The 20,458-nt window shown below is 63.8% G+C and carries 22 protein-coding genes; 9 read left to right on the top strand and 13 right to left on the bottom strand.

Features of this window, described 5'->3' with window-relative positions; translation table 11 throughout:
* Window positions 1-89: 89 nt before the first annotated feature.
* A complete protein-coding gene (locus tag ACIPZG_RS13690) occupies window positions 90-1,010 on the bottom strand; it encodes an iron-sulfur-binding ferredoxin reductase (protein WP_400714456.1) in 921 nt (306 codons plus the stop codon).
* Window positions 1,011-1,259: 249 nt separating this feature from the next.
* Here ACIPZG_RS13690 and ACIPZG_RS13685 point away from each other — a divergent pair, with 249 nt between their 5' ends.
* Window positions 1,260-2,783 carry a fumarate hydratase gene (locus ACIPZG_RS13685; RefSeq protein ID WP_400714453.1) on the top strand — a complete coding sequence of 508 codons (1,524 nt, stop codon included), beginning with the start codon at window positions 1,260-1,262 and terminating at the stop codon, window positions 2,781-2,783.
* Between the two features lie 30 nt (window positions 2,784-2,813).
* On the opposite strand, the gene ACIPZG_RS13680 is transcribed toward ACIPZG_RS13685, so the two are convergent.
* Window positions 2,814-3,686 (bottom strand): carbon-nitrogen hydrolase family protein, encoded by an 873-nt coding sequence (locus ACIPZG_RS13680; protein WP_400714450.1) that lies wholly within the window; start codon window positions 3,684-3,686, stop codon window positions 2,814-2,816.
* A complete protein-coding gene (locus tag ACIPZG_RS13675; RefSeq protein WP_400714447.1) occupies window positions 3,683-4,273 on the bottom strand; it encodes a GNAT family acetyltransferase in 591 nt (196 codons plus the stop codon). Before ACIPZG_RS13675 ends, ACIPZG_RS13680 begins: the two co-directional genes overlap by 4 nt.
* A 115-nt stretch (window positions 4,274-4,388) precedes the next feature.
* Between ACIPZG_RS13675 and ACIPZG_RS13670 the strand changes: the two genes are divergently transcribed.
* Window positions 4,389-4,787 (top strand): nuclear transport factor 2 family protein, encoded by a 399-nt coding sequence (locus tag ACIPZG_RS13670; protein ID WP_400714444.1) that lies wholly within the window; start codon window positions 4,389-4,391, stop codon window positions 4,785-4,787.
* A 106-nt stretch (window positions 4,788-4,893) separates the two neighbouring features.
* On the opposite strand, the gene ACIPZG_RS13665 is transcribed toward ACIPZG_RS13670, so the two are convergent.
* The 6 genes from ACIPZG_RS13665 to ACIPZG_RS13640 form a co-directional block, all read right to left on the bottom strand.
* Window positions 4,894-5,472 carry a DJ-1/PfpI family protein gene (locus tag ACIPZG_RS13665; RefSeq protein WP_400714441.1) on the bottom strand — a complete coding sequence of 193 codons (579 nt, stop codon included), beginning with the start codon at window positions 5,470-5,472 and terminating at the stop codon, window positions 4,894-4,896.
* Window positions 5,473-5,523: 51 nt separating this feature from the next.
* Window positions 5,524-6,681: a phosphatidylserine/phosphatidylglycerophosphate/cardiolipin synthase family protein gene (locus tag ACIPZG_RS13660; RefSeq protein ID WP_400714438.1), complete on the bottom strand. Its 1,158-nt coding sequence runs from the start codon at window positions 6,679-6,681 to the stop codon at window positions 5,524-5,526.
* A gap of 1 nt (window position 6,682) precedes the next feature.
* On the bottom strand, window positions 6,683-7,264 hold the full coding sequence (locus ACIPZG_RS13655) for a YceI family protein (RefSeq protein WP_400714435.1): 582 nt from the start codon (window positions 7,262-7,264) through the stop codon (window positions 6,683-6,685).
* A 44-nt stretch (window positions 7,265-7,308) separates the two neighbouring features.
* Complete coding sequence (locus tag ACIPZG_RS13650; RefSeq protein WP_008090264.1) at window positions 7,309-7,605, bottom strand: hypothetical protein; 297 nt, start codon at window positions 7,603-7,605, stop codon at window positions 7,309-7,311.
* Entirely contained in the window at window positions 7,602-8,684 is a 1,083-nt protein-coding gene (locus ACIPZG_RS13645; RefSeq protein ID WP_400714432.1) for a serine hydrolase domain-containing protein, read from the bottom strand. Before ACIPZG_RS13645 ends, ACIPZG_RS13650 begins: the two co-directional genes overlap by 4 nt.
* Window positions 8,685-8,788: 104 nt before the next feature.
* Window positions 8,789-9,676, bottom strand: a complete 888-nt coding sequence (locus ACIPZG_RS13640) for an acyl-CoA dehydrogenase (protein ID WP_400714429.1) — start codon at window positions 9,674-9,676, stop codon at window positions 8,789-8,791.
* A gap of 144 nt (window positions 9,677-9,820) precedes the next feature.
* On the opposite strand from ACIPZG_RS13640, the gene olsB reads away from it, so the two are divergent.
* Both olsB and ACIPZG_RS13630 read left to right on the top strand, forming a co-directional pair.
* Window positions 9,821-10,576 (top strand): L-ornithine N(alpha)-acyltransferase, encoded by a 756-nt coding sequence (gene olsB / locus ACIPZG_RS13635; protein ID WP_400714426.1) that lies wholly within the window; start codon window positions 9,821-9,823, stop codon window positions 10,574-10,576.
* Window positions 10,576-11,364, top strand: coding sequence for a lysophospholipid acyltransferase family protein (locus ACIPZG_RS13630; RefSeq protein ID WP_400714423.1), 789 nt, complete (start codon window positions 10,576-10,578; stop codon window positions 11,362-11,364). Before olsB ends, ACIPZG_RS13630 begins: the two co-directional genes overlap by 1 nt.
* Before the next feature lie 21 nt (window positions 11,365-11,385).
* On the opposite strand, the gene ACIPZG_RS13625 is transcribed toward ACIPZG_RS13630, so the two are convergent.
* The gene (locus tag ACIPZG_RS13625) at window positions 11,386-11,982 is read right to left on the bottom strand and encodes an ACP phosphodiesterase (protein ID WP_400714420.1); all 597 of its coding nucleotides are present in this window, start codon (window positions 11,980-11,982) and stop codon (window positions 11,386-11,388) included.
* Window positions 11,983-12,133: 151 nt separating this feature from the next.
* On the opposite strand from ACIPZG_RS13625, the gene ACIPZG_RS13620 reads away from it, so the two are divergent.
* The gene (locus ACIPZG_RS13620; protein ID WP_400714417.1) at window positions 12,134-12,436 is read left to right on the top strand and encodes an ArsR/SmtB family transcription factor; all 303 of its coding nucleotides are present in this window, start codon (window positions 12,134-12,136) and stop codon (window positions 12,434-12,436) included.
* Window positions 12,437-12,453: 17 nt separating this feature from the next.
* Window positions 12,454-13,503 carry an alkene reductase gene (locus tag ACIPZG_RS13615; protein WP_400714414.1) on the top strand — a complete coding sequence of 350 codons (1,050 nt, stop codon included), beginning with the start codon at window positions 12,454-12,456 and terminating at the stop codon, window positions 13,501-13,503.
* A gap of 124 nt (window positions 13,504-13,627) precedes the next feature.
* Here ACIPZG_RS13615 and ACIPZG_RS13610 read toward each other — a convergent pair whose 3' ends face one another.
* From ACIPZG_RS13610 to ACIPZG_RS13600, 3 genes are all read right to left on the bottom strand, one after another.
* Window positions 13,628-14,452 (bottom strand): ATPase, encoded by an 825-nt coding sequence (locus ACIPZG_RS13610; protein ID WP_400714411.1) that lies wholly within the window; start codon window positions 14,450-14,452, stop codon window positions 13,628-13,630.
* An 87-nt stretch (window positions 14,453-14,539) separates the two neighbouring features.
* Window positions 14,540-15,535 carry an NAD-dependent epimerase/dehydratase family protein gene (locus ACIPZG_RS13605; protein WP_400714408.1) on the bottom strand — a complete coding sequence of 332 codons (996 nt, stop codon included), beginning with the start codon at window positions 15,533-15,535 and terminating at the stop codon, window positions 14,540-14,542.
* A gap of 45 nt (window positions 15,536-15,580) precedes the next feature.
* Complete coding sequence (locus ACIPZG_RS13600) at window positions 15,581-16,471, bottom strand: LysR family transcriptional regulator ArgP (protein WP_400714405.1); 891 nt, start codon at window positions 16,469-16,471, stop codon at window positions 15,581-15,583.
* Window positions 16,472-16,561: 90 nt separating this feature from the next.
* On the opposite strand from ACIPZG_RS13600, the gene ACIPZG_RS13595 reads away from it, so the two are divergent.
* The 3 genes from ACIPZG_RS13595 to ACIPZG_RS13585 all read left to right on the top strand — a co-directional run bounded on the left by ACIPZG_RS13595 (window position 16,562) and on the right by ACIPZG_RS13585 (window position 20,359).
* On the top strand, window positions 16,562-17,161 hold the full coding sequence (locus ACIPZG_RS13595) for a LysE/ArgO family amino acid transporter (protein ID WP_400714402.1): 600 nt from the start codon (window positions 16,562-16,564) through the stop codon (window positions 17,159-17,161).
* Between the two features lie 279 nt (window positions 17,162-17,440).
* A complete protein-coding gene (locus ACIPZG_RS13590) occupies window positions 17,441-18,037 on the top strand; it encodes a superoxide dismutase (RefSeq protein WP_400640624.1) in 597 nt (198 codons plus the stop codon).
* A gap of 270 nt (window positions 18,038-18,307) precedes the next feature.
* Window positions 18,308-20,359 (top strand): putative bifunctional diguanylate cyclase/phosphodiesterase, encoded by a 2,052-nt coding sequence (locus ACIPZG_RS13585; RefSeq protein ID WP_400714399.1) that lies wholly within the window; start codon window positions 18,308-18,310, stop codon window positions 20,357-20,359.
* Window positions 20,360-20,458: the final 99 nt, after the last annotated feature.

Raw genomic sequence — 20,458 nt, 5'->3', positions numbered from 1 at the left:
CGACACAAGGCCGCTCCTACAGGGGATCGCGTTTCTCCTGTAGGAGCGGCCTTGTCTCGCGATGGAGGGCAAAGCCCTCCCCTGCGCACTCAGGCATGCTCGACAAACACATCGGCAAACACCTGCCCCCTCGGCACCCCCGCAATGAACAGCCGCCGCGCAAAACGCTCCACACTCTCCTGCGAGCCACACACCAGCGCAATGGTCTGCCGTGATGACGGCCGCAATGCCGCCAGCGCTTCGTCCAGCTGATCCAGCAAAACCTGCTCGACACACACACCTTCAATTTCCAGCAACGGCTCGGCCAGGTAATGCCCTGCGTGGTCACGCGCTACATGCATCACCTTGATCTCGCCGCGATGCCCCTGCCGCACCGCCTCGCGCAAAATGCCCCACAACGGCGCAAGCCCGGTGCCCGCCGCCAGCAGCCAAAGCGGCCGTTCCTGCCAATCCGGATCGTAATGCAGCGCCCCGCCCCTGAGCTCACCCAGGCGCATCACATCGCCCGCCTGCAGCCCACGCGCCTTGTCGCAAAACGCGCCTGGCCGCCAGCAATCGATATGGAATTCGAGGAAGTCATCCTCCCCCGGCAGGCTCGCCAAGGAATAGGGCCGCGCGACCGCACCGTTCCACAGCACCAGATGTTGGCCGGCCTGGTAACGCAGGGCTCTTTCAGGTCGCAGGCGCAGGCGCAAGACATCGCCGTACCAGTCCAGTCCACAGACCTGAGCGGAAATGCCGTCGTGCCGCGGGTCGAACACCGCCACGCGCAGATCGCCCACTACCCGGCACTGGCAAGCCAGGCGCCAGCCCTGGGCATGCTTTTCCAACGCCAGCGCTTCAGGCAAGGCATCCGCCGGCTGCCCGTCCAGGCAGTGCACCAGGCAGGCATGGCAGCTTCCGGCGCGGCAACTGTAGGGCACATTCAGCCCCGCCTCGTTCAGGGCATCGAGCAGGTTGCTGCCGGTGGGCACCGTCCAGCGGCGCTCGCCCACGCATAGTTCGGGCATGGTCGGTGTTTCTCCAGAGATCTCCGGCTCACTGTAAGCCAAGCGCTCGACGGCAGCAAAAAGGATGCCCGCCAGCTGCCGACCATGGTCCAGACCGGCCGCAGGTGTGCCCGGCACGGATGCGCGCTATACTGCCGCGCCTTTTTCCGTCGGCCTGACCTGCCGGCGCCTTGCAAGGCGCTTCGACACGCTGGTCGGCAATGTCGAGCGTCTTTTTGAATGTTCCCGTCTTTAAGAGGAGCGCGCTGCATGACCGTGATCAAGCAAGACGACCTGATTCAGAGCGTCGCCGACGCCCTGCAATTCATTTCGTACTACCACCCCGTCGATTTCATCCAGGCGATGCACGAGGCCTACCTGCGTGAAGAGTCGCCTGCTGCACGCGACTCGATCGCCCAGATCCTGATCAACTCGCGCATGTGCGCCACCGGCCACCGCCCGATCTGCCAGGACACCGGTATCGTCACCGTGTTCATCCGCGTGGGCATGGACGTGCGCTGGGACGGCGCCACCATGAGCGTCGACGACATGATCAACGAGGGTGTGCGTCGCGCCTACAACCTGCCTGAAAACGTCCTGCGCGCTTCGATCCTGGCCGACCCGGCCGGTGCTCGCAAGAACACCAAGGACAACACCCCGGCTGTCATCCACTACTCGATCGTCCCCGGTGACAAGGTCGAAGTCGATGTCGCGGCCAAGGGCGGCGGTTCCGAGAACAAGTCGAAGATGGCCATGCTCAACCCGTCCGACTCGATCGTCGACTGGGTGCTGAAGACCGTGCCGACCATGGGCGCTGGCTGGTGCCCGCCTGGCATGCTCGGCATCGGTATCGGCGGTACTGCCGAGAAGGCTGCGGTCATGGCCAAGGAAGTGTTGATGGAGTCCATCGACATTCACGAGCTCAAGGCACGTGGCCCGCAGAACCGCCTCGAAGAGATCCGCCTGGAGCTGTTCGACAAGGTCAACCAGTTGGGCATCGGCGCCCAGGGCCTGGGCGGCCTGACCACCGTGCTCGACGTCAAGATCATGGACTACCCGACCCACGCCGCCTCCCTGCCGGTGTGCATGATCCCGAACTGCGCCGCCACCCGCCACGCGCACTTCGTGCTCGATGGTTCCGGCCCTGCCGAACTGGAAGCGCCGTCGCTGGACGCCTACCCGGAAATCGTCTGGGAAGCTGGCCCGAGCGCCCGCCGCGTCAACCTCGACGAAATCACCCCGGAAGAAGTCGCCAGCTGGAAACCGGGCGAGACCATCCTGCTCAACGGCAAGATGCTCACTGGCCGCGACGCTGCGCACAAGCGCATGGTCGAGATGCTCAACCGTGGCGAAGCGCTGCCAGTCGACCTCAAAGGCCGCTTCATCTACTACGTTGGCCCGGTCGACCCGGTCGGTGACGAAGTGGTAGGCCCAGCCGGCCCGACCACCGCTACCCGCATGGACAAGTTCACCCGCCAGATCCTCGAACAGACCGGCCTGCTGGGCATGATCGGCAAGTCCGAGCGTGGCCCGACCGCCATCGAGGCGATCAAGGACAACAAGGCCGTGTACCTGATGGCCGTCGGCGGCGCTGCCTACCTGGTGGCCCAGGCGATTCGCAAGTCCCAGGTGCTGGCCTTCGCCGAACTGGGCATGGAAGCGATCTACGAGTTCGAAGTGAAGGACATGCCGGTCACCGTCGCGGTCGACAGCAACGGTGAGTCCGTGCACATCACCGGCCCTGCGCTGTGGCAGGGCAAGATTGCCGAAAGCCTGGCTGTAGAAGTGAAGTAATCCGGACTGGGGCCGCTCTGCGGCCCCAATTCACACAATCCGCTCGAACTGCTCGGGCCAATCTCTGCGGGTAAATACCTGCCCCTCCTGCCTCACCCGCCGAACCTCCGCCAAGTCGACTTCACACACCATCCAACGGCTCTTCAATGGGCTAAGTTCTTCACTCTCGGCAACCACCCCATCCCCCGGCATCCCATGATCCGGCGGCACGAACAGCCCTGCCCGCCCCACATTCTCATCCAGCGCCGGCGACCAGTCCGCCCGCCCGACCGTGGGACTCTGCAACACCGCAACCTGGTTCTCCAGCGCCCGTGCCTGGGCACCAATGCGCACCCGGTGATAACCCGCCACGGTGTCGGTACAGCTCGGCGCCAGAATCAGGTCGGCACCGCCCTCGGCCAAGCGCCGGGCAAGCATGGGAAACTCATTGTCATAGCAAATCAGAATCCCCAAACGCCCCAGGTCAGTGTCGAACACCTGCAGCCCTTGGCCCGCCGTGATGCCCCACTGCTCCCGCTCGAAACGGGTCATCATCAGCTTGTCCTGATAGCCGAGCCTGCCTCTGGGGCCGAACAGCCAGGCCCGGTTGCGGTAGTGGCCATCGCTGCCCTGAACCGGCAGGCTGCCCGGTTGCAGATAGACACCCCAGCGCCGGGCTATGCCCTCGCACAGCGCCAGCCAAGGCTCGATCAGCGGCTGGATGCTGGCGATCGAAGCCTTCAGATCACCACGCTGTTCGGCCGGCAACTGGCCGCTGAGCACCAGCCCGGCGTACTCCGGCAGCAGCAACAACTGGGCCCCCGCCTCCACTGCCTCGGCGCACAACCGCTGCAAGTGGTCGGCATAGGCATCCCAGGTTTCATGCAACTCAATGGCGTACTGGCAAGCTGCAAGGCGAATCAAATGGGCAGCTCCTTGACCCAGAACGACATGATCTTTTCCGTGCTCTCCTGCTCATCCAGGTCACGCCAGGCGTAGCGGGTGCGCAGGGAAGGATCATGCAGGAAGCCGCGGTTGCGCCAGAATCCGTGCAACGGCTTGTAGTCCGCAGGCCGTCTCGGATGCACGCCGGGGCGCTCGACGGCACAGAACGCGCAGGCGTCGAACTCGGCCAGTTTGTGCGCGTAGGACTCTCGCTCGATGAAAAAGCGCACGCCCAGGCCCTGCCCACGGTATGGCGGCAGTACCAGCGACTCACCAAAGTAGTAGACGCTGGCAGGGTCGCGCCCCTGGGCCAGGAACGGCTGCTGGAATTCGGCCGCTACGTCCACCAGCGGCAGGCCGGTCGAGGCACCGACCACCTGGCCCTGGTCCAGGGCCAACACCACCAGGCTGCGGCCGGATCGGGCATAGCTTGCCAGGTAGTCGGCTTCGTACTCCGGAGTGCCGTCGTAGAGGTAGGGAAACTCGCGAAACACGGTCAGGCGCAGGCGAGCGAGGTCATCGATGTAAGGCGCGATAGCGGCGCCGTGCAACAGGCGTATTTCCATGCTTGGCGGTCGTTTTGTCGATGTGGATGACGCGCTCGGCTAAGCCGGGCTTGAGGGGAAACCCTATCATCCGAGCCAACGCACCACCTTTCCCCAACACGACAGGTACTGTTCCATGACCGCTACCGAACTGGTAAATGCCTACTACACCGCCTTCAATGCCGGCGACATGCCGAGCTTTCTCGCCCTGCTCAGCGAAGACGTGATCCACGACATCAACCAGGGGGAGCGGCAGATGGGCAAGGCCAGATTCGGCGCATTCATGGACAAGATGAACCGCTGCTACCGCGAGCGCCTGGCCGACATCGTGGTGATGCAGAATGTCGACGGCAGCCGGGCGGCGGCGGAGTTCACCGTGCACGGGGAGTACCTGGCCGATGACGAGGGGTTGCCGGCGGCGAATGGGCAAACCTATGTGTTGCCGGCGGGGGCGTTCTTCTACATTCACTGCGGGAAGATTGCCCGGGTGACCAACTACTACAACCTCAATGACTGGGTCGAGCAGGTGGGGTGAAGCTTCTGGCCTCTTCGCGGGACAAGCCCGCTCCCACAGGTACCCCACTGTTCTCGGGCTCCGTGGGGTACCTGTGGGAGCGGGCTTGTCCCGCGAAGAGGCCCTGTCAGGAAATACGCGTCCCCAGCACCTTCAGAAACGCCGCCAACCACGCCGGATGCGCAGGCCACGCCGGCGCGGTCACTAGGTTGCCATCCACATGGGCCTGGTCAATGGCAATATCGATGAACTTCCCGCCCGCCAGGCGCACCTCCGGTGCACACGCCGGATACGCACTGCATTCGCGTCCTTCCAGCACGCCCGCCGCTGCCAGCAGTTGCGCCCCGTGGCACACCGCGGCAATCGGCTTGCCGGCCTGATCGAAGGCCTTGACCAGATCCAGCACCTTTTGATCCAGGCGCAGGTACTCCGGGGCACGTCCACCAGGAATCAACAACGCATCGTAGCCCTCGGCACGCACCCGGACGAAGTCATGGTTCAGGGCAAAGTTGTGGCCCGGCTTCTCGCTGTAGGTCTGCTCGCCTTCGAAATCATGGATCGCCGTGCGCACGGTCTGCCCCGCGACCTTCTCCGGGCACACCGCATGCACCGTATGGCCCACCATGGTCAACGCCTGGAACGGCACCATCGCCTCGTAGTCCTCGACGTAGTCGCCCACCAGCATGAGAATCTTCTTCGCCGTCATCGCAGTCTCCCTCGCAATCGCCTGTGAACAGTCACTGCACGATAGTCGCTGTCAGTCTCGTCGGTCGAGCAAATTGACCACCAGCCGGTCCAGCCATCCCCACACCCGCTGCTTGACCCGTCGCCACAGGGGCCGGGCGTTCCAGTGATCGAGGTCGACCTCCTCGCTCAAGGCGAAATCACGCGCGAAGCTGGCCTGAACGGCGGCGGTCAACGGCGGGTCGAGCGCCTCGATGTTGGCCTCCAGGTTGAAACGCAGGTTCCAGTGGTCGAAATTGCACGACCCGATGCTGACCCAGTCGTCGATCAACACCATCTTCAAGTGCAGGAAACACGGCTGGTACTCATAAATCTTTACCCCGGCGCGCAGCAAACGCGGGTAATAACGGTGCCCGGCATAACGCACCGAGGGGTGGTCGGTGCGTGGTCCGGTCAGCAACAGCCGTACATCGACCCCTTTGCTGGCGGCCCGGCGCAACGAACGGCGCACGCTCCAGGTCGGCAGGAAGTAAGGCGTGGCCAACCACACGCGCTGCTTGCCGCTGTTGAGCGCACGCACCAGCGAATGCAGGATGTCCTGGTGCTGGCGGGCGTCGGCATAGGCCACCCGGCCCATACCCTGTCCTTGCGCCGGTACCTTGGGCAGGCGCGGCAGGCCGAAGCCTTCGGCGGGGCGCCAGGCGGTGCGACGGTTGTTGGCGTGCCACTGGCGGTCGAACAGCAACTGCCAGTCGCTCACCACCGCGCCTTGCATTTGCACCATCACTTCATGCCACTCGCTGGTCGCCTCGTCGGGTGTCCAGAATTCGTCGGTGACACCCGTCCCCCCCACCACCGCCCAGCGTTCGTCCACCAGCAGCAGCTTGCGATGGTCGCGGTACAGGTTGCGAAAACCACGCTTCCAGCGCAGGCGGTTGTACCAGCGCAGGTACACGCCCGCCTCCAGCAGGCGCTGGCGCAGGGCCGTGGTGAAGGCCAGTGATCCATAGTCGTCGAACAGGCACCGCACCTGCACACCGCGTTGCGCCGCCTGCTCCAGCACCTCGACCACCGCCTCGGCGCAAGCACCGGCCTCGACCAGGTACAGCTCAAGGTCCACCTGGAATTCAGCTTGCGCGATCGCCTGGAGCATGCGCGGAAAGAACTCGGGGCCGTCGATCAGCAGTTCGAACTGGTTGCCATCCCGCCAGGGGAAGACCGGCCCCGGCATGTCAGCGGGCGTTGAAGATCAGCACCGCGTTGACCGGTACCGTGGGGTTGATGGACTTGAGCTTGGCGAACTTGCGCAGGCCTTCCAGCCCGGGCAGCAAACCGAAGTCGTTGGCATAGAGGATCAGCGGCTCGAGCGTCACCACCTGGAACCGGCGCTCATCAAGACGGGTGGCCAGCAGCAGCGCATTGTAGCTGTGGGACTGGCCGCGCAAGGTGACGGTGAGCGGCAAACGCAGCTCGATCTGCGCACCGTTGGCCAGGTCATTGATGGGGCGCAGGTCGATCTGTGCGTTCACCGTGGCTTCGGCGAAGCGATCGACTTCGAACAGGTCGTCGCGCATGCGCTCATCGCGCAGCGGGACGCCACTGCTGACGGAATCCACCTCGATACGCAGTGCCGCTGCACCCTTGCGATCCACCGTGCCATGCAAGACCAGGAAGCGATGAACCTCGGCGGTATCGCCGTTCTTGCCCGTGATGAACGACAAGCGGGAAGACTCGCCATCGAGGTGCCAGTTGGCATGGGCGGGAAGGCACAAAGCCAGCAGCAGGGCCGGCAGAAGACGGAGCAGCTTGAACATGACAGATCTCGTGAAACTTGACCGCCAACCTTAACCGCCCACCGTCATGGCAGCAAGCGGCAACCCTCGTGCGCGCCCTGCCAGGCCGCCCGGCTGCGCTGGCCCAGCCCGGTGGCGCTGACCACACGCTGCTGGCTGTCTTCCTCCAGCTGACTCAAGGGTAGCCACTGTTTCACGTAGCCGCGGCAATACCCTTGCTCAAAACCCATGACGAAGCGGCACGAGCAGTACTCCTTGGCCGAATAGGCCGACAGGATGCCGGGAAAATCCGCCAACGCCTGACGCTCCAGCCAGGCCCAGCCGAGCAGCGCGACGATCACCAGCAACGCCAGGCGCTTCATGTTCCCTCCCTGGCGAGCGTCGCCAGCACCCGCTTGAGCAATTCGTTATGGCTGTAGGCGCCATCGCGGTCATCGCCATAGCGGACGATCACCAGCTTCTGCGTGGGCAGCACGTAAAGGGCCTGGCCCCAGTGACCGAGGGCGGCGTAGGCATCTGCTGGAACATCGGGCCAAGGTCGTGCATGGCCCGGCAGCGGCTGGTTCAGCCACCAGTGGCCACCTGGGTTGGCTTCACCAGGGACAGCCTGGGCCTGGGTAAACAGCCCACGGTTGAATGCCACCCAGCCCACTGGCAACAACTGGCGCGCTTGCCAGCGCCCGTCGCGCTGCATCAGCAGGCCAATGCGTGCCAGGTCGCGGGCGCTGAGGTAGAGGTAGGAAGAACCGACCAAGGTGCCCGTGCCATCGCGCTCCCAGACCGCGCTGTCGATGCCCAGCGGGGTGAACAGCGCCCGCCAGGGGTAGTCGGCATAGGTGCCCGCGTCGAGCATGCCGCGCAAGGCGGCGGCCAGCAGGTTGCTGTCGCCGCTCGAATAAAAAAAGCGCTGGCCGGGGTTGTCGACGGCAGGGTGCGCAGCGGTGTAGGCCGCCATGTCATGGCGCCCACGCGTGTAAAGCATGGCCACCACCGAGGATTTCAACGGCGCGTATTCGTAGTCTTCCTGCCATTGCAGGCCACTGGCCCAGTGCAGCAGGTCGGCCATGCGCACTTCAGGATGGGCCTGCATGGGTGGGTAGAAGCGCGCTACCGGGTCCTGCAGGGTGAAGCGCCCTTCTGCCTGGGCCACGCCCAGCACTGTGGCCAGCACGCTCTTGCTCACCGACCAGGTGAGGTGGGCGGTTTGCGCGGTGGTGGGTGCGCTGTAGCGTTCATGGACGATGCGGCCATCGCGGATGATGAGCAGGGCGTCGGTACGGATGCCGCTGCGATCGCTGGCGTTGCGTTGTGGGAAGGCGTAGGTGTCGACTGATTGCCAGTCGTTCTTGCTCTCAATGATTGGCCAGTCGGGCTGGGGCCAGTCTTCGGCCCAGGCAGGCAGGATGGTCAGGCCGATGATGGCCAGCAGGGTCTTGAGCATGGGGTTTGCCTTTTTGGGGTCGCTTCGCGCCCCATCGTCGGCTTGCCGGCGATGGGCTGCGAAAGCAGCCCCAGGTTCAAAGATTGACACAGCCTCTCAATCTTTCATGACAACCCTTCGGCCGCCCAAGCCTTGGCCAGGCGCTTTTCCCGTGCGGCAGTGGCCAACGCCAGCACGCCCTGGTCTCGCTGCCACAGTTGCGACCACTGCGCCGGCCCCGCCAACAGGGCCTTGTCGATCACCCCGCGCAACGCCTGAAACTGCGCAAACAATCCGCCCAGCAACAAATGACAGCCCACGCTATCGGCGCACTGCCGGCTACCCTCGGCACAGCCCGCCAGCAACCCCAGCAGGCGCAAGCGCAAGTCCTGCGGCCAGCCACACTCCTGGCCGACGCCATACAACCAGGCGGTCATGGCCGCCAACACGTACAAATCTTCCAGCGAACGGAACGGTTTGACGTAGGCATCCCAACCGTCGCCCGCCAGCAACTCGCAACCCGCTTCCTGCAAGCGCAGCCGCCCATGCCCCACTTCAGGCATCAACGGCAAGGTAGGCAGTGCCTCCAATGTCACTCCCGGCTCACCGGGATAGACCACCGCCAGGTTCAACCTCGGCCCCTCACCCGGCCCTTCGCTGCGCGCCGCCACCAGCAACCATTCGGCATCCAGCCCGGCGGTGACGAAATCCTTGTTGCCGGTCAGGCGCAACCCTTCAAGGCGTGTCTGCATGTCCGCCGGGCGCACGCTGCGCCGCTCGGTGGCGCACAGCGCGCCAAGGCTGGCCGGGGCGCTGGGCCAGAGCACCCGCAGGGCTGCCTGGTAGCCGATCAGGAAAGCCAGGCCAGGGGTGGCCATGGCGCGCCCGCCCAGCACCGCCAGTTCGAACGGGCAGACCGCGCCAAGGCGTTCGAGCTGAGCGCTGTAAGTCTCGCCCAAGGTACCAGCCAGCGGCTGTCGCAGGGGGTCGTTGAGTCGTTGCAACCAAGCCATCGCATGCTCCTCGTGGGGCTCTGGGGGCTGTCACGCAAGCATCACCAAAGGTTCACCGGCGTGACACCGCGCCTACCTAGGCTGACTTTGCACAACAAAGCCGACCGGCCGCAACCCTTCATGGCTGGCTTATGGAGACTCGCAATGACTCGGATCGCTCACCCTGGCGACAACAGCACTGAACGCCGTCTGCAAGCCGAACGCCTGATTGGAGCAACCGCCCTGCACGAAGCGCAGGCGCTGCGCTACAAAGTGTTCAGCGCGGAATTCAAGGCCAAGCTCAAAGGCGCCGAACAGGGCCTGGACATGGACGATTACGACGTACATTGCCGCCACATTGGTGTGCGTGACCTGAGCACCGGCGAGCTGGTGGCCACCACCCGCCTGCTCGACCACCAGGCCGCCAGCAGCCTGGGGCGTTTCTACAGCGAAGAAGAGTTCAGCCTGCATGGCCTGTTGCAACTGCAAGGGCCAATCCTTGAACTGGGGCGCACCTGCGTCGACCCCGACTACCGCAACGGCGGCACCATCGCCGTGCTCTGGGGCGAGCTGGCCGAGGTGCTCAACGAAGGCCGCTACAGCTACCTGATGGGGTGCGCCAGCATCCCGATGCAGGATGGCGGCGTGCAAGCCCACGCGGTCATGCAACGCCTGCGCGAACGCTACCTGTGCACCGAGCACCTGCGCGCCGAGCCGAAGAACCCCTTGCCCAGCCTGGCGCTGCCGAGCAACGTCATTGCCGAAATGCCACCGCTGCTCAAGGCCTATATGCGCCTGGGCGCGAAGATTTGCGGCGAACCCTGCTGGGACGAGGACTTCCAGGTGGCCGATGTATTCATTCTGCTCAAGCGTGACGACCTCTGCCCACGCTACGCACGCCACTTCAAGGCGGCAGTCTGATGCCCAGGCTGCGGGTGCTCGCCCGCCTCTGCCGGCTGCTGCTGGTGCTGCTCTGGGGCACGCTCATGGCCAGCGCCATCGCCCTGGGCGAGCGTTTAGGGTTCAAGGCTCCCCTGGAACGCCGGCAGCGCTGGACCTGCCTGTTCATGAAGCAGCTGGTCGCCGCCCTGCCCTTCGACGTGCGCGTGATGGGCGTGGTGCCGCAACGGCCGATGCTGTGGGTCAGCAACCACGTCTCGTGGACCGACATTCCCCTGCTCGGCATGCTGATGCCGCTGTCGTTTCTGTCCAAGGCCGAAGTACGTCGCTGGCCGCTGGCCGGTTGGCTGGCGGAACAGGCCGGCACGCTGTTCATACGCCGTGGGGGTGGCGACAGCCAGCGCTTGCGTGAACAGATCAGCGAACAGCTGGGGCAGGACAGGCCGCTGCTGATCTTCCCTGAAGGCACCACCACCGATGGGCGCCAGCTGCGCACCTTCCACGGCCGCTTGCTGGCCGGTGCCATCGATCAGGGTGTGGCGCTGCAGCCAGTGGCCATTCAGTATCTGCGCAAGGGCGAGACGGACCCGATTGCGCCATTCATTGGCGATGACGATCTGGTTTCTCACCTGCTGCGACTGTTCGCCGAGCCTCGCGGTGAGGTGTGCATTCACTTGTTGCAGCCAATCAGCAGTGTGGACAAGGAACGTGCGGCGTTGGCATTTCAGGCGCAGCAGGCCATCCAGCTGGCGTTGTTTGGGGTTGAGGAGCTTGAGGTTGCGCCTCGCAGGCAGGCTCGGGCTGCTTGATGGGTATTGCCTGTACTGGCCTCATCGCCGGCAAGCCGGCGATGAGGCCCGCCCAGACGCCGCAAACGCCTGCAACTGCGGATAGAACTCACGAAAGTCCGCCAGCAAAGGCTCATACAACCGTTCCAGCTCGCCCATCACCCCGGTCATCCCTTCCGGCCGCGACAAGCGCCGGGCAATCCCCTTGTACACCTGCTCCAGAGTAGCGAAATCGCCATAAGCCCCCAGCCAGTCATCGGCCGCCATGAACGGCGCAATCCGCGCCAGCCGACCGGGCAACGCCGGCTCCGCCAGCAACACCCGATAGAAATCACTGGTGAATTGCGCCAGCGGCTGTTCGGCGTAGTCCCCCCAGTGCCGCGCCAGGCAATGATCGAAGAACACATCCAGGACGATCCCGGCAAACCGCCGCCGCTCGCGCGGAAACCGCGCCAGCGCCGCCAATACCAGCGGATGCTGATCAGTGTAACTGTCGATATGCCGGTGCAAGCGGATGGCCGCCTCAAGCGCAGGCGGAAACCGCCCCTCGAGCGATCCTTTGACGAAATCGCCATACAGGCTGCCAAGCAGTTGTTGCGGCGCAGGGCCGCCGAGGTGCAGATGTGCGAGGTAGTTCATGCCCGCAGTTTAGCACCGGGCCCAGGCATATCGTTATAACGCGATATAGCGATTCGTGCTCAGCTCAGAGCCTATTCATATTTCTATATCGCGAAAATCCGATTTATATTTCGTCTCATCGCGATATACCGGTACATCACACGTGACGACCATGCCCATTGATCTCGACGAAATCATCAAAGCCCTGGCCCATCCGGTCCGGCGCGAAATCCTCCACTGGCTGAAAGACCCGGCCGCGCAATTTCCTGACCAGCACCACAGCACCGAGCAGGGCGTCTGTGCCGGGCAGATCGATCAACGCTGCGGCCTGTCGCAGTCGACCGTCTCCGCCCACCTGGCCACGTTGCAGCGGGCCGGCCTTATCAGCAGCCAGAAGATCGGCCAATGGCACTTCTTCAAACGTAACGAAGCCACGGTCCAGGCTTTTCTCGAACAACTGCGCCAAGCGCTCTGACAAGGCAGGTAACCTTTATGACCACGCTTTTCGATCCGATCACGCTGGGCGACGTGCAGCTGCCCAACCGCATCATCATGGCGCCGCTGACCCGCTGCCGCGCCGATGAAGGCCGGGTGCCCAACGCCCTGATGGCCGAGTACTACGTGCAGCGCGCCAGCGCCGGGCTGATCCTCAGCGAAGCGACCTCGGTGACGCCGATGGGCGTCGGCTACCCGGATACCCCCGGCATCTGGAACGACCAGCAGGTACGTGGCTGGAACAATGTCACCAAGGCCGTGCATGCCGCTGGCGGGCGGATGTTCCTGCAGCTGTGGCACGTCGGCCGCATCTCCCACCCCAGCTACCTGAACGGTGAGCTGCCGGTGGCGCCCAGTGCGATCCAGCCCAAGGGCCATGTCAGCCTGGTACGCCCGATCACCGAGTACCCCACCCCACGCGCGCTGGAAACCGAGGAGATCGCCGACATCGTCGAGGCCTACCGCAGCGGCGCCGAGAACGCCAAGGCGGCAGGCTTCGATGGTGTGGAAATTCACGGTGCCAACGGCTACCTGCTTGATCAGTTCCTGCAGAGCAGCACCAACCAGCGCACCGACCGCTACGGTGGCTCGCTGGAAAACCGTGCGCGTCTGCTGCTGGAAGTGACCGATGCGGCCATCGAAGTGTGGGGTGCGGGACGGGTGGGCGTGCACCTGGCACCGCGTGCCGACTCGCATGACATGGGCGACGCCGACCGCGCCGAAACCTTCACCTATGTGGCGCGGGAGCTGGGCAAGCGCGGCATCGCCTTCATCTGCTCGCGAGAGAAGCAAGCCGACGACAGCATTGGCACGCTGATCAAGGCTGCGTTCGGTGGCCCGTATATCGTCAACGAACGGTTCGACAAGGCCAGTGCCAGTGAGGCGCTGGCCAGCGGCAAGGCGGATGCGGTCGCGTTTGGCGTGCCCTTCATTGCCAACCCGGACCTGCCGGCGCGGTTGGCGGCGGATGCGCCGCTGAATCAGGCGCATGCGCAGACCTTCTATGCCAAGGGGCCGGTGGGGTATATCGACTATCCGCGGATGTGATCGAGATAGCGGAGGGCCGCTTTGCGGCCCTTTCGCGACACAAGGCCGCTCCTACAGGCGACCGCGATCATCTGTAGGAGCGGCCTTGTGTCGCGAAAGGAGGGCAAAGCCCTCCCCTGCAACCTCAAGGTCGGGCATTGATCTGCTTCTGCAGGTTCTGAATCTGACTTTGCAGGGTATTGATGTTGCGCGTGGTCTGCCCACGGAACGCATCGAACTCCTGCACCGATGCGCCACCGGAAGCCGCTGCCGGTCGATTGTCGATCTGGCTCTTCAGCACCAGCACGTCCTGTTCCAGGTTATCGATAGCCGCTTTTGGGTTTCCCTGCTTCTTCAGCGCTGCCACGTCATCGCTCAAACTCTTGAGCTGCCCATCCAGCTTGCCGCCATCCACCTGTCCCGACTTCAGCGCCGCCAGTTCACCATTCACGGCTTTCAACTGCGCCTGCAGCTGGGTTTGCAACTCGTTCACAGCTTTCTGCTGCTCGCGGGTATCGGCCAGCACCTGCTCCAGACGCTTGCCCAGGTCACCCGCCTGCCCCGCCACGCCCTGCTGCTGCTTGCCCTGCTCGGCCAGGTTCGCCTGCAACTGGCGGATCTGCAGTTTCAACGCCTCGCTGCCGGTATTGACCGTCGATTCGCTGGCATCGACCTTGCCGCTGATGGCCTGCAAACGCCCGGCGGCTTCTTCGCTGATACGTGCGAAGCTTTCCTGGGTCGCCACCAGTTGCTGCTCCATCAGCGAGATCTGCTGGAAACTCCACCAGCCCAGCCCCGCCAGCGCGATGAACGACGCCCCCAGCAGCGCCCAGAGCGGGCCGGTACTGACCGGTTTGGCAGCTTTCTGACGGCTGCGCGAAACGTGCGCAGGCAGCAGTTCGTCATCATCAGGGGTACCGGCCCGCAAAGTGGGCACATCATCGAAATCGTCGTGGGCATCGTTACGCATGGGTAGTTTCAACCACAGTAATAGCAAAGAGACATGAGTATAAACCGCTCGCGCGGCGCATTGATGACCATCATCCGCGTGTCAGGTTCACTGGTTAAGTGGCTGATGCCTCCACCAGGCGCAAAATTCATCCAGTGCCGACCACAGGCTGACTTTGGGCTGGTAGTCGAGGTACTGGCGAGCGCGACTGATATCCAGGGTGAAATCACGGCTCATCACCTGCATCCCCAAACGCGACAGCGTCGGCTGCGGACGCCCAGGCCAGAGCATGCAGGCGCCCTCGTTCAGCGCTGCCAGGCTGTAGGCCAGGCCGTATGAACGGTAACGGGTCACCTGGGGCAGTTGCATCTGGCGCATCACGTAGTTCACCACGTCCCACAGCGGCAGCGGATGACCGTTGCTGATGTTGTAGGCCTGACCCAGGGCACGGTCTTCGGCGAACAGCGCACTGAGCAGCGCTTCGTTGAGGTTGTGCACACTGGTGAAGTCGACCTTGTTCAGGCCGTTGCCGATGATCGCTACGCGGCCCTTGCGCTGCATCTGCATCAGCCGCGGAAAAATACTGGCGTCACCGGCCCCGGTGACGAAGCGCGGGCGCAGCGCCAGCACCTCCAGGCCGAACTCCTGGGCACCGAACACCTTCTGCTCGGCGAGGTACTTGGTCTGCGCATAGTGATCGTGGAAGCGGCGCGGCACCTGGTCTTCACGGATATCCACACGCGACCGGCCGTTGAAATAGATCGACGGCGAGGACAAGTGCACCAGGCGGCGCACATGTTCCTTGAGGCAACCCTCGACGACGTTCTCCGTGACCACCACATTGCCTTGGTGAAAGTCCTGATAACGCCCCCAGTTACCCACCGCGCCGGCGCAATGCACCACGGCCTCGACGCCTTGGCACAGGCGTCGGGCCAGCTCGGCATCACCCAGGTCGCCGGGAATGAACTGCGCGCCGCGCTTGACCAGGTGCTCCACCCCCTCGGCGCGTCGGCCGCTGACCCGCACGTCCAGGCCCTGCTCCAGGGCAAAACGCGCAAAGCGCCCGCCAATGAAGCCGCTTGCGCCAGTGACCAGAATTCGCATGTATGACTCCGCCTTGATTTCAGATGCAACAGACGCCAGCTGCGGCTACAAGGGCACCAGCCAGTGCCGGGCCGTGTGCCGCAGGTGCTCGGTCAATTGCGCGAGCAGATGGCCACCGTTGCGCCAATGATGCCAGTACAACGGCACGTCGATGGGCGTATCGGTGCAGATTTCCACCAGTAGCCCGTTCGCCAGCTGCTCGCGGGCCTGCAACTCGGGCACCAGCCCCCAGCCGAGGCCGGCCTCGGTCATGTGCAGGAAACCTTCGGACGACGGGCACAGATGGTGCAGGAAGCCGTCCTGTATGCCCAGCGATGCTAGGTAACGGTGCTGCAGGAAATCGTCCGGGCCGTAGACAATGGCGGGTGTGCGGGCCAAGCGCTTGACCTCGAACCCCAGTGGAAAATACCGCGCCATGAACCCGGGACTTGCCAGGGCACGGTAGCGCATGGCCCCCAGCGGCAGGCTGCGTGCCCCGGCCACCGGCCGCTCGCTGCCGCACAGGCAGGCCGCCACTTCACCGGCACGCATACGCTTGAGGCCGACCTCCTGGTCTTCCACCACCAGGTCAGTCAACAACTGATGCTCGGCGCAGAACACCCCGACCGCACCCGCCCACCAGGTCGCCAGGCTGTCGGCGTTGAGGGCGATGCGCAAGCGCTCGGGCATGCCTTCCTCATCCAGGGCCGGCACCTGGCGCTGCAAGTCGCGCTCAAGCAGACGCACCTGCTGCACATGGTTGAGCAACTGACGGCCAACCTCGGTCGGGCTCGGCGGTGTTGCACGCACCAGCACGGGTTGGCCGACCCGCGCTTCGAGCAGCTTGATGCGCTGCGAGATGGCCGATTGCGACAGCCCCAGCACCTGCGCGGCACGCTCGAAACCGCCTTGCTCGATCACTGCCGCGAGGGCGGCCAGCAGCTTGTAGTCGAACATCGATTTTCCTAATGACGGATCAGCTTTATTTGTTTTTCTTATACAGCGCCAATCCGCACAATGGCCAGCATCTTCTTGGGAGTATCTGCCATGTGGCAAAGCTATCTGAACGGCATGTTGGTGGCCTTCGGCCTGATCATGGCCATTGGCGCACAGAACGCCTTCGTCCTGGCCCAGAGCCTGCGGCGTGAACATCATCTGCCGGTGGCGCTGCTGTGCATTGTCTGCGACGCCCTCCTGGTGGCGGCCGGGGTGTTCGGGCTGGCCACGGTGCTGGCACACAACCCGACCCTGCTGGCCATTGCCCGTTGGGGCGGCGCTGTGTTTCTGCTCTGGTACGGTGCCAAGGCGCTGCGCAGCGCTTGTTCCAAACAGAGCCTGAAGCACCAGGAAGGCCAGGGCATGCGCTCGCGTCGCGCGGTGCTGATGAGCGCCCTGGCAGTGACCCTGCTCAACCCCCACGTGTACCTCGATACCGTGCTGCTGATCGGCTCGCTTGGCGCCCAGCAGACCGTGCCCGGCGCCTATGTGGCCGGTGCCGCCAGTGCCTCGGCGCTGTGGTTCACGACCCTGGCGATCGGCGCGGCGTGGCTGGCACCCTGGCTGGCACGTCCGACCACCTGGCGCATGCTCGACCTAATGGTGGCGGTGATGATGTTCGCCGTGGCTGCGCAGTTGATCTTCAACTGACCTCAAGGGCCCTGTCGCCGGCAAGCCGGCTCCCACTCGTGCAGCCAGCGCGGTCGTTGTGGGAGCCGGCTTGCCGGCGATGGGGCCACACCGCCGGTCGGCAGCCGACAACCACCGCGGAACCTCTATTCCCTATGTTTGTTGCGTGGTTATGCGCGGGGGCTGATGCTATGATCGACCTCTTGCGTCGCAAAGAGTACAAACTCGCCGACGCACATAGGGCCGCCCGTGATCGGCCTTGCGCAAACCGCGAACTAGACCTGAATCAGGAGATCCACCATGGCTTTTGAATTGCCGCCGCTGCCGTACGCCCACGATGCCCTGCAGCCGCACATCTCCAAGGAAACCCTGGAGTTTCACCACGACAAGCACCACAACACCTATGTCGTGAACCTGAACAACCTGGTCCCAGGCACCGAATTCGAAGGCAAGACCCTGGAAGAGATCGTCAAGACCTCTTCGGGCGGCATCTTCAACAACGCCGCTCAAGTCTGGAACCACACCTTCTACTGGAACTGCCTGGCACCAAACGCCGGCGGCCAGCCTACCGGTGCTCTGGCTGATGCCATCAACACCGCTTTCGGTTCCTTCGACAAGTTCAAGGAAGAGTTCTCCAAGACTTCGATCGGTACCTTCGGTTCCGGCTGGGGCTGGCTGGTGAAGAAAGCTGACGGTTCCCTGGCCCTGGCCAGCACCATCGGCGCCGGCTGCCCGCTGACCAGCGGCGACACCCCGCTGCTGACCTGCGACGTCTGGGAACACGCCTACTACATCGACTACCGCAACCTGCGTCCGAAGTACGTCGAGGCGTTCTGGAACCTGGTCAACTGGACCTTCGTTGCCGAACAGTTCGAAGGCAAGACCTTCAAGGCCTGAACCCTCGAGCCTTGAACAGAAAACCCGGCCTTGAGCCGGGTTTTTTTATTGGATGGCCGACCTCTTGGCGGCAAATGCCACACCCGCGGCCAACGCTCTTGCTCACCCGGCATAGCACGCTAACATCAAACATCTGGACATTCGCTACAGCGCACTCAAGTTGCAGGCTGAGGTAACCGATACACTGCTCAGGAGAGCCGCACCGGCCGATAGTGTATTGCCTATGATGATGGCAAAATGATGCCGCGCGCATGGATTAAGGAAACCCCATTGAAGCTGGAATTGCGGAACAGCTTATCGGTCAAGTTGCTCAGGGTCGTGCTCCTGTCGGCGCTGGCGGTCGGTGTCGTCCTCAGTTGCGCGCAGATCGTCTACGACACCTACAAGACCCGCCAGGCCGTCAACAACGACGCCCAGCGCATCCTCGACATGTTCCGCGACCCTTCAACCCAGGCGGTGTACAGCCTCGACCGGGAGATGGGCATGCAGGTGATGGAAGGCCTGTTCCAGGACGAATCGGTGCGCCAGGCTTCCATCGGCCATCCCAACGAAACCATGCTTGCCGAGAAGTCGCGCCCGCTGCAGGACATGTCCATGCGCTGGCTGACCGACCTGATCCTCGGCCAGGAACGCACCTACACCACCGAACTGGTCGGTCGCGGCCCCTACAGCGAGTACTACGGCGACCTGAGCATCACCCTCGACACCGCGTCCTACGGTGAAGACTTCCTGATCAACGCCATCATCATCTTCATCTCCGGGGTGCTGCGTGCCCTGGCCATGGGCCTGGTGCTGTACCTGGTCTATCACTGGCTGCTGACCAAGCCGCTGTCGAAGATCATCGAGCACCTCACCCAGATCAATCCCGATCGCCCCAGCCAGCACCAGATCCCGCTGCTCAAGGGCCACGAGAAGAACGAGCTGGGTATCTGGGTCAATACCGCCAACCAGCTGCTGGCCTCGATCGAACGTAACACCCATTTGCGCCACGAGGCCGAGAACAGCCTGCAGCGCATGGCCCAGTACGACTTCCTCACCGGCCTGCCCAACCGCCAGCAGCTGCAGACGCAGCTCGACAAGATCCTTGCCGACGGTGGTCGCCTGCAGCATCGCGTGGCCGTGCTGTGCGTGGGCCTGGATGATTTCAAGGGCATCAACGAGCAGTTCAGCTACCAGGTCGGCGACCAGTTGCTGCTGGCCCTGGCCGACCGCCTGCGGGCCCACAGCGGTCGCCTGGGAGCCCTGGCGCGCCTGGGTGGCGACCAGTTCGCCCTGGTCCAGGCCAACATCGAGCAGCCCTACGAGGCCGCCGAGCTGGCCCAGAGCATCCTCGACGACCTCGAAGTGCCGTTCGACCTCGACCATCATCAGATCCGCCTGCGCGCCACCATCGGCATCACCCTGTTCCCGGAAGATGGCGACAGCACCGAAAAGCTGCTGCAGAAGGCCGAACAGACCATGACCCTGGCCAAGGCTCGTTCGCGCAATCGCTACCAGTTCTACATCGCCAGTGTCGACAGCGAAATGCGCCGGCGCCGCGAGCTGGAAAAAGACCTGCGCGAAGCCCTGCCACGCAACCAGCTGTACCTGGTCTACCAACCGCAGATCAGCTACCGCGATCACCGCGTGGTCGGTGTCGAAGCGCTGCTGCGCTGGCAACACCCGGAGCTGGGCATGGTCCCGCCGGACCAGTTCATCCCGCTGGCCGAGCAGAATGGCAGCATCATCAACATCGGCGAATGGGTGCTCGACCAGGCCTGCCGGCAACTGCGCGAATGGCACGACCTTGGCTTCAGCGAACTGCGCATGGCCGTCAACCTGTCCACCGTGCAGCTGCACCACAACGAGCTGCCGCGGGTGGTCAACAACCTCCTGCAGGCCTACCGCCTGCCTCCGCGCAGCCTCGAGTTGGAAGTGACGGAAACCGGCCTGATGGAAGACATCAGCACCGCCGCGCAGCACCTGCTCAGCTTGCGCCGCTCGGGTGCAATGATCGCCATCGACGACTTCGGCACCGGCTACTCGTCGCTGAGCTACCTGAAATCGCTGCCGCTGGACAAGATCAAGATCGACAAGAGCTTCGTCCAGGACCTGCTCGACGACGATGACGACGCCACCATCGTTCGCGCCATCATCCAGCTGGGCAAGAGCCTGGGCATGCAGGTGATCGCCGAAGGGGTGGAAACCGCCGAGCAGGAAGCCTACATCATTGCCCAAGGCTGCCACGAGGGTCAGGGCTACCACTACAGCAAGCCGCTGTCGGCGCGCGAACTGACCCATTTTCTCAAGCAGGCACAGCGCAATCAGGTTTCCGCGCTGTAGCCCCTGCTCCGCGTGTTTACAGACCATGACGCACATTTGCATGAATTGCGTGCCGGCCTCTTTACAGCAAATGCAAATCTTTCGCATGATGTTGCGGTT

It is taken from the genome of Pseudomonas sp. NPDC089395 (assembly GCF_044749525.1).
Classification (GTDB): Bacteria; Pseudomonadota; Gammaproteobacteria; order Pseudomonadales; family Pseudomonadaceae; genus Aquipseudomonas.
Note: the sequence above shows the minus strand (reverse complement) of the source record. Positions and strands in the feature narration are given on the sequence as shown.

What these genes read in the sequence shown, in the direction of transcription:
- ACIPZG_RS13605 (WP_400714408.1), bottom strand. Translation starts at nt 15,535, where the DNA reads ATGCGAATTCTGGTCACTGGCGCAAGCGGCTTCATTGGCGGGCGCTTT.
- ACIPZG_RS13610 (WP_400714411.1), bottom strand. Translation starts at nt 14,452, where the DNA reads ATGCGTAACGATGCCCACGACGATTTCGATGATGTGCCCACTTTGCGG.
- ACIPZG_RS13690 (WP_400714456.1), bottom strand. Translation starts at nt 1,010, where the DNA reads ATGCCCGAACTATGCGTGGGCGAGCGCCGCTGGACGGTGCCCACCGGC.
- ACIPZG_RS13595 (WP_400714402.1), top strand. Translation starts at nt 16,562, where the DNA reads ATGTGGCAAAGCTATCTGAACGGCATGTTGGTGGCCTTCGGCCTGATC.
- ACIPZG_RS13685 (WP_400714453.1), top strand. Translation starts at nt 1,260, where the DNA reads ATGACCGTGATCAAGCAAGACGACCTGATTCAGAGCGTCGCCGACGCC.
- ACIPZG_RS13665 (WP_400714441.1), bottom strand. Translation starts at nt 5,472, where the DNA reads ATGACGGCGAAGAAGATTCTCATGCTGGTGGGCGACTACGTCGAGGAC.
- ACIPZG_RS13630 (WP_400714423.1), top strand. Translation starts at nt 10,576, where the DNA reads ATGCCCAGGCTGCGGGTGCTCGCCCGCCTCTGCCGGCTGCTGCTGGTG.
- ACIPZG_RS13660 (WP_400714438.1), bottom strand. Translation starts at nt 6,681, where the DNA reads ATGCCGGGGCCGGTCTTCCCCTGGCGGGATGGCAACCAGTTCGAACTG.
- ACIPZG_RS13650 (WP_008090264.1), bottom strand. Translation starts at nt 7,605, where the DNA reads ATGAAGCGCCTGGCGTTGCTGGTGATCGTCGCGCTGCTCGGCTGGGCC.
- ACIPZG_RS13615 (WP_400714414.1), top strand. Translation starts at nt 12,454, where the DNA reads ATGACCACGCTTTTCGATCCGATCACGCTGGGCGACGTGCAGCTGCCC.
- ACIPZG_RS13590 (WP_400640624.1), top strand. Translation starts at nt 17,441, where the DNA reads ATGGCTTTTGAATTGCCGCCGCTGCCGTACGCCCACGATGCCCTGCAG.
- ACIPZG_RS13600 (WP_400714405.1), bottom strand. Translation starts at nt 16,471, where the DNA reads ATGTTCGACTACAAGCTGCTGGCCGCCCTCGCGGCAGTGATCGAGCAA.
- ACIPZG_RS13670 (WP_400714444.1), top strand. Translation starts at nt 4,389, where the DNA reads ATGACCGCTACCGAACTGGTAAATGCCTACTACACCGCCTTCAATGCC.
- ACIPZG_RS13675 (WP_400714447.1), bottom strand. Translation starts at nt 4,273, where the DNA reads ATGGAAATACGCCTGTTGCACGGCGCCGCTATCGCGCCTTACATCGAT.
- ACIPZG_RS13655 (WP_400714435.1), bottom strand. Translation starts at nt 7,264, where the DNA reads ATGTTCAAGCTGCTCCGTCTTCTGCCGGCCCTGCTGCTGGCTTTGTGC.
- ACIPZG_RS13620 (WP_400714417.1), top strand. Translation starts at nt 12,134, where the DNA reads ATGCCCATTGATCTCGACGAAATCATCAAAGCCCTGGCCCATCCGGTC.
- ACIPZG_RS13640 (WP_400714429.1), bottom strand. Translation starts at nt 9,676, where the DNA reads ATGGCTTGGTTGCAACGACTCAACGACCCCCTGCGACAGCCGCTGGCT.
- olsB (WP_400714426.1), top strand. Translation starts at nt 9,821, where the DNA reads ATGACTCGGATCGCTCACCCTGGCGACAACAGCACTGAACGCCGTCTG.
- ACIPZG_RS13625 (WP_400714420.1), bottom strand. Translation starts at nt 11,982, where the DNA reads ATGAACTACCTCGCACATCTGCACCTCGGCGGCCCTGCGCCGCAACAA.
- ACIPZG_RS13645 (WP_400714432.1), bottom strand. Translation starts at nt 8,684, where the DNA reads ATGCTCAAGACCCTGCTGGCCATCATCGGCCTGACCATCCTGCCTGCC.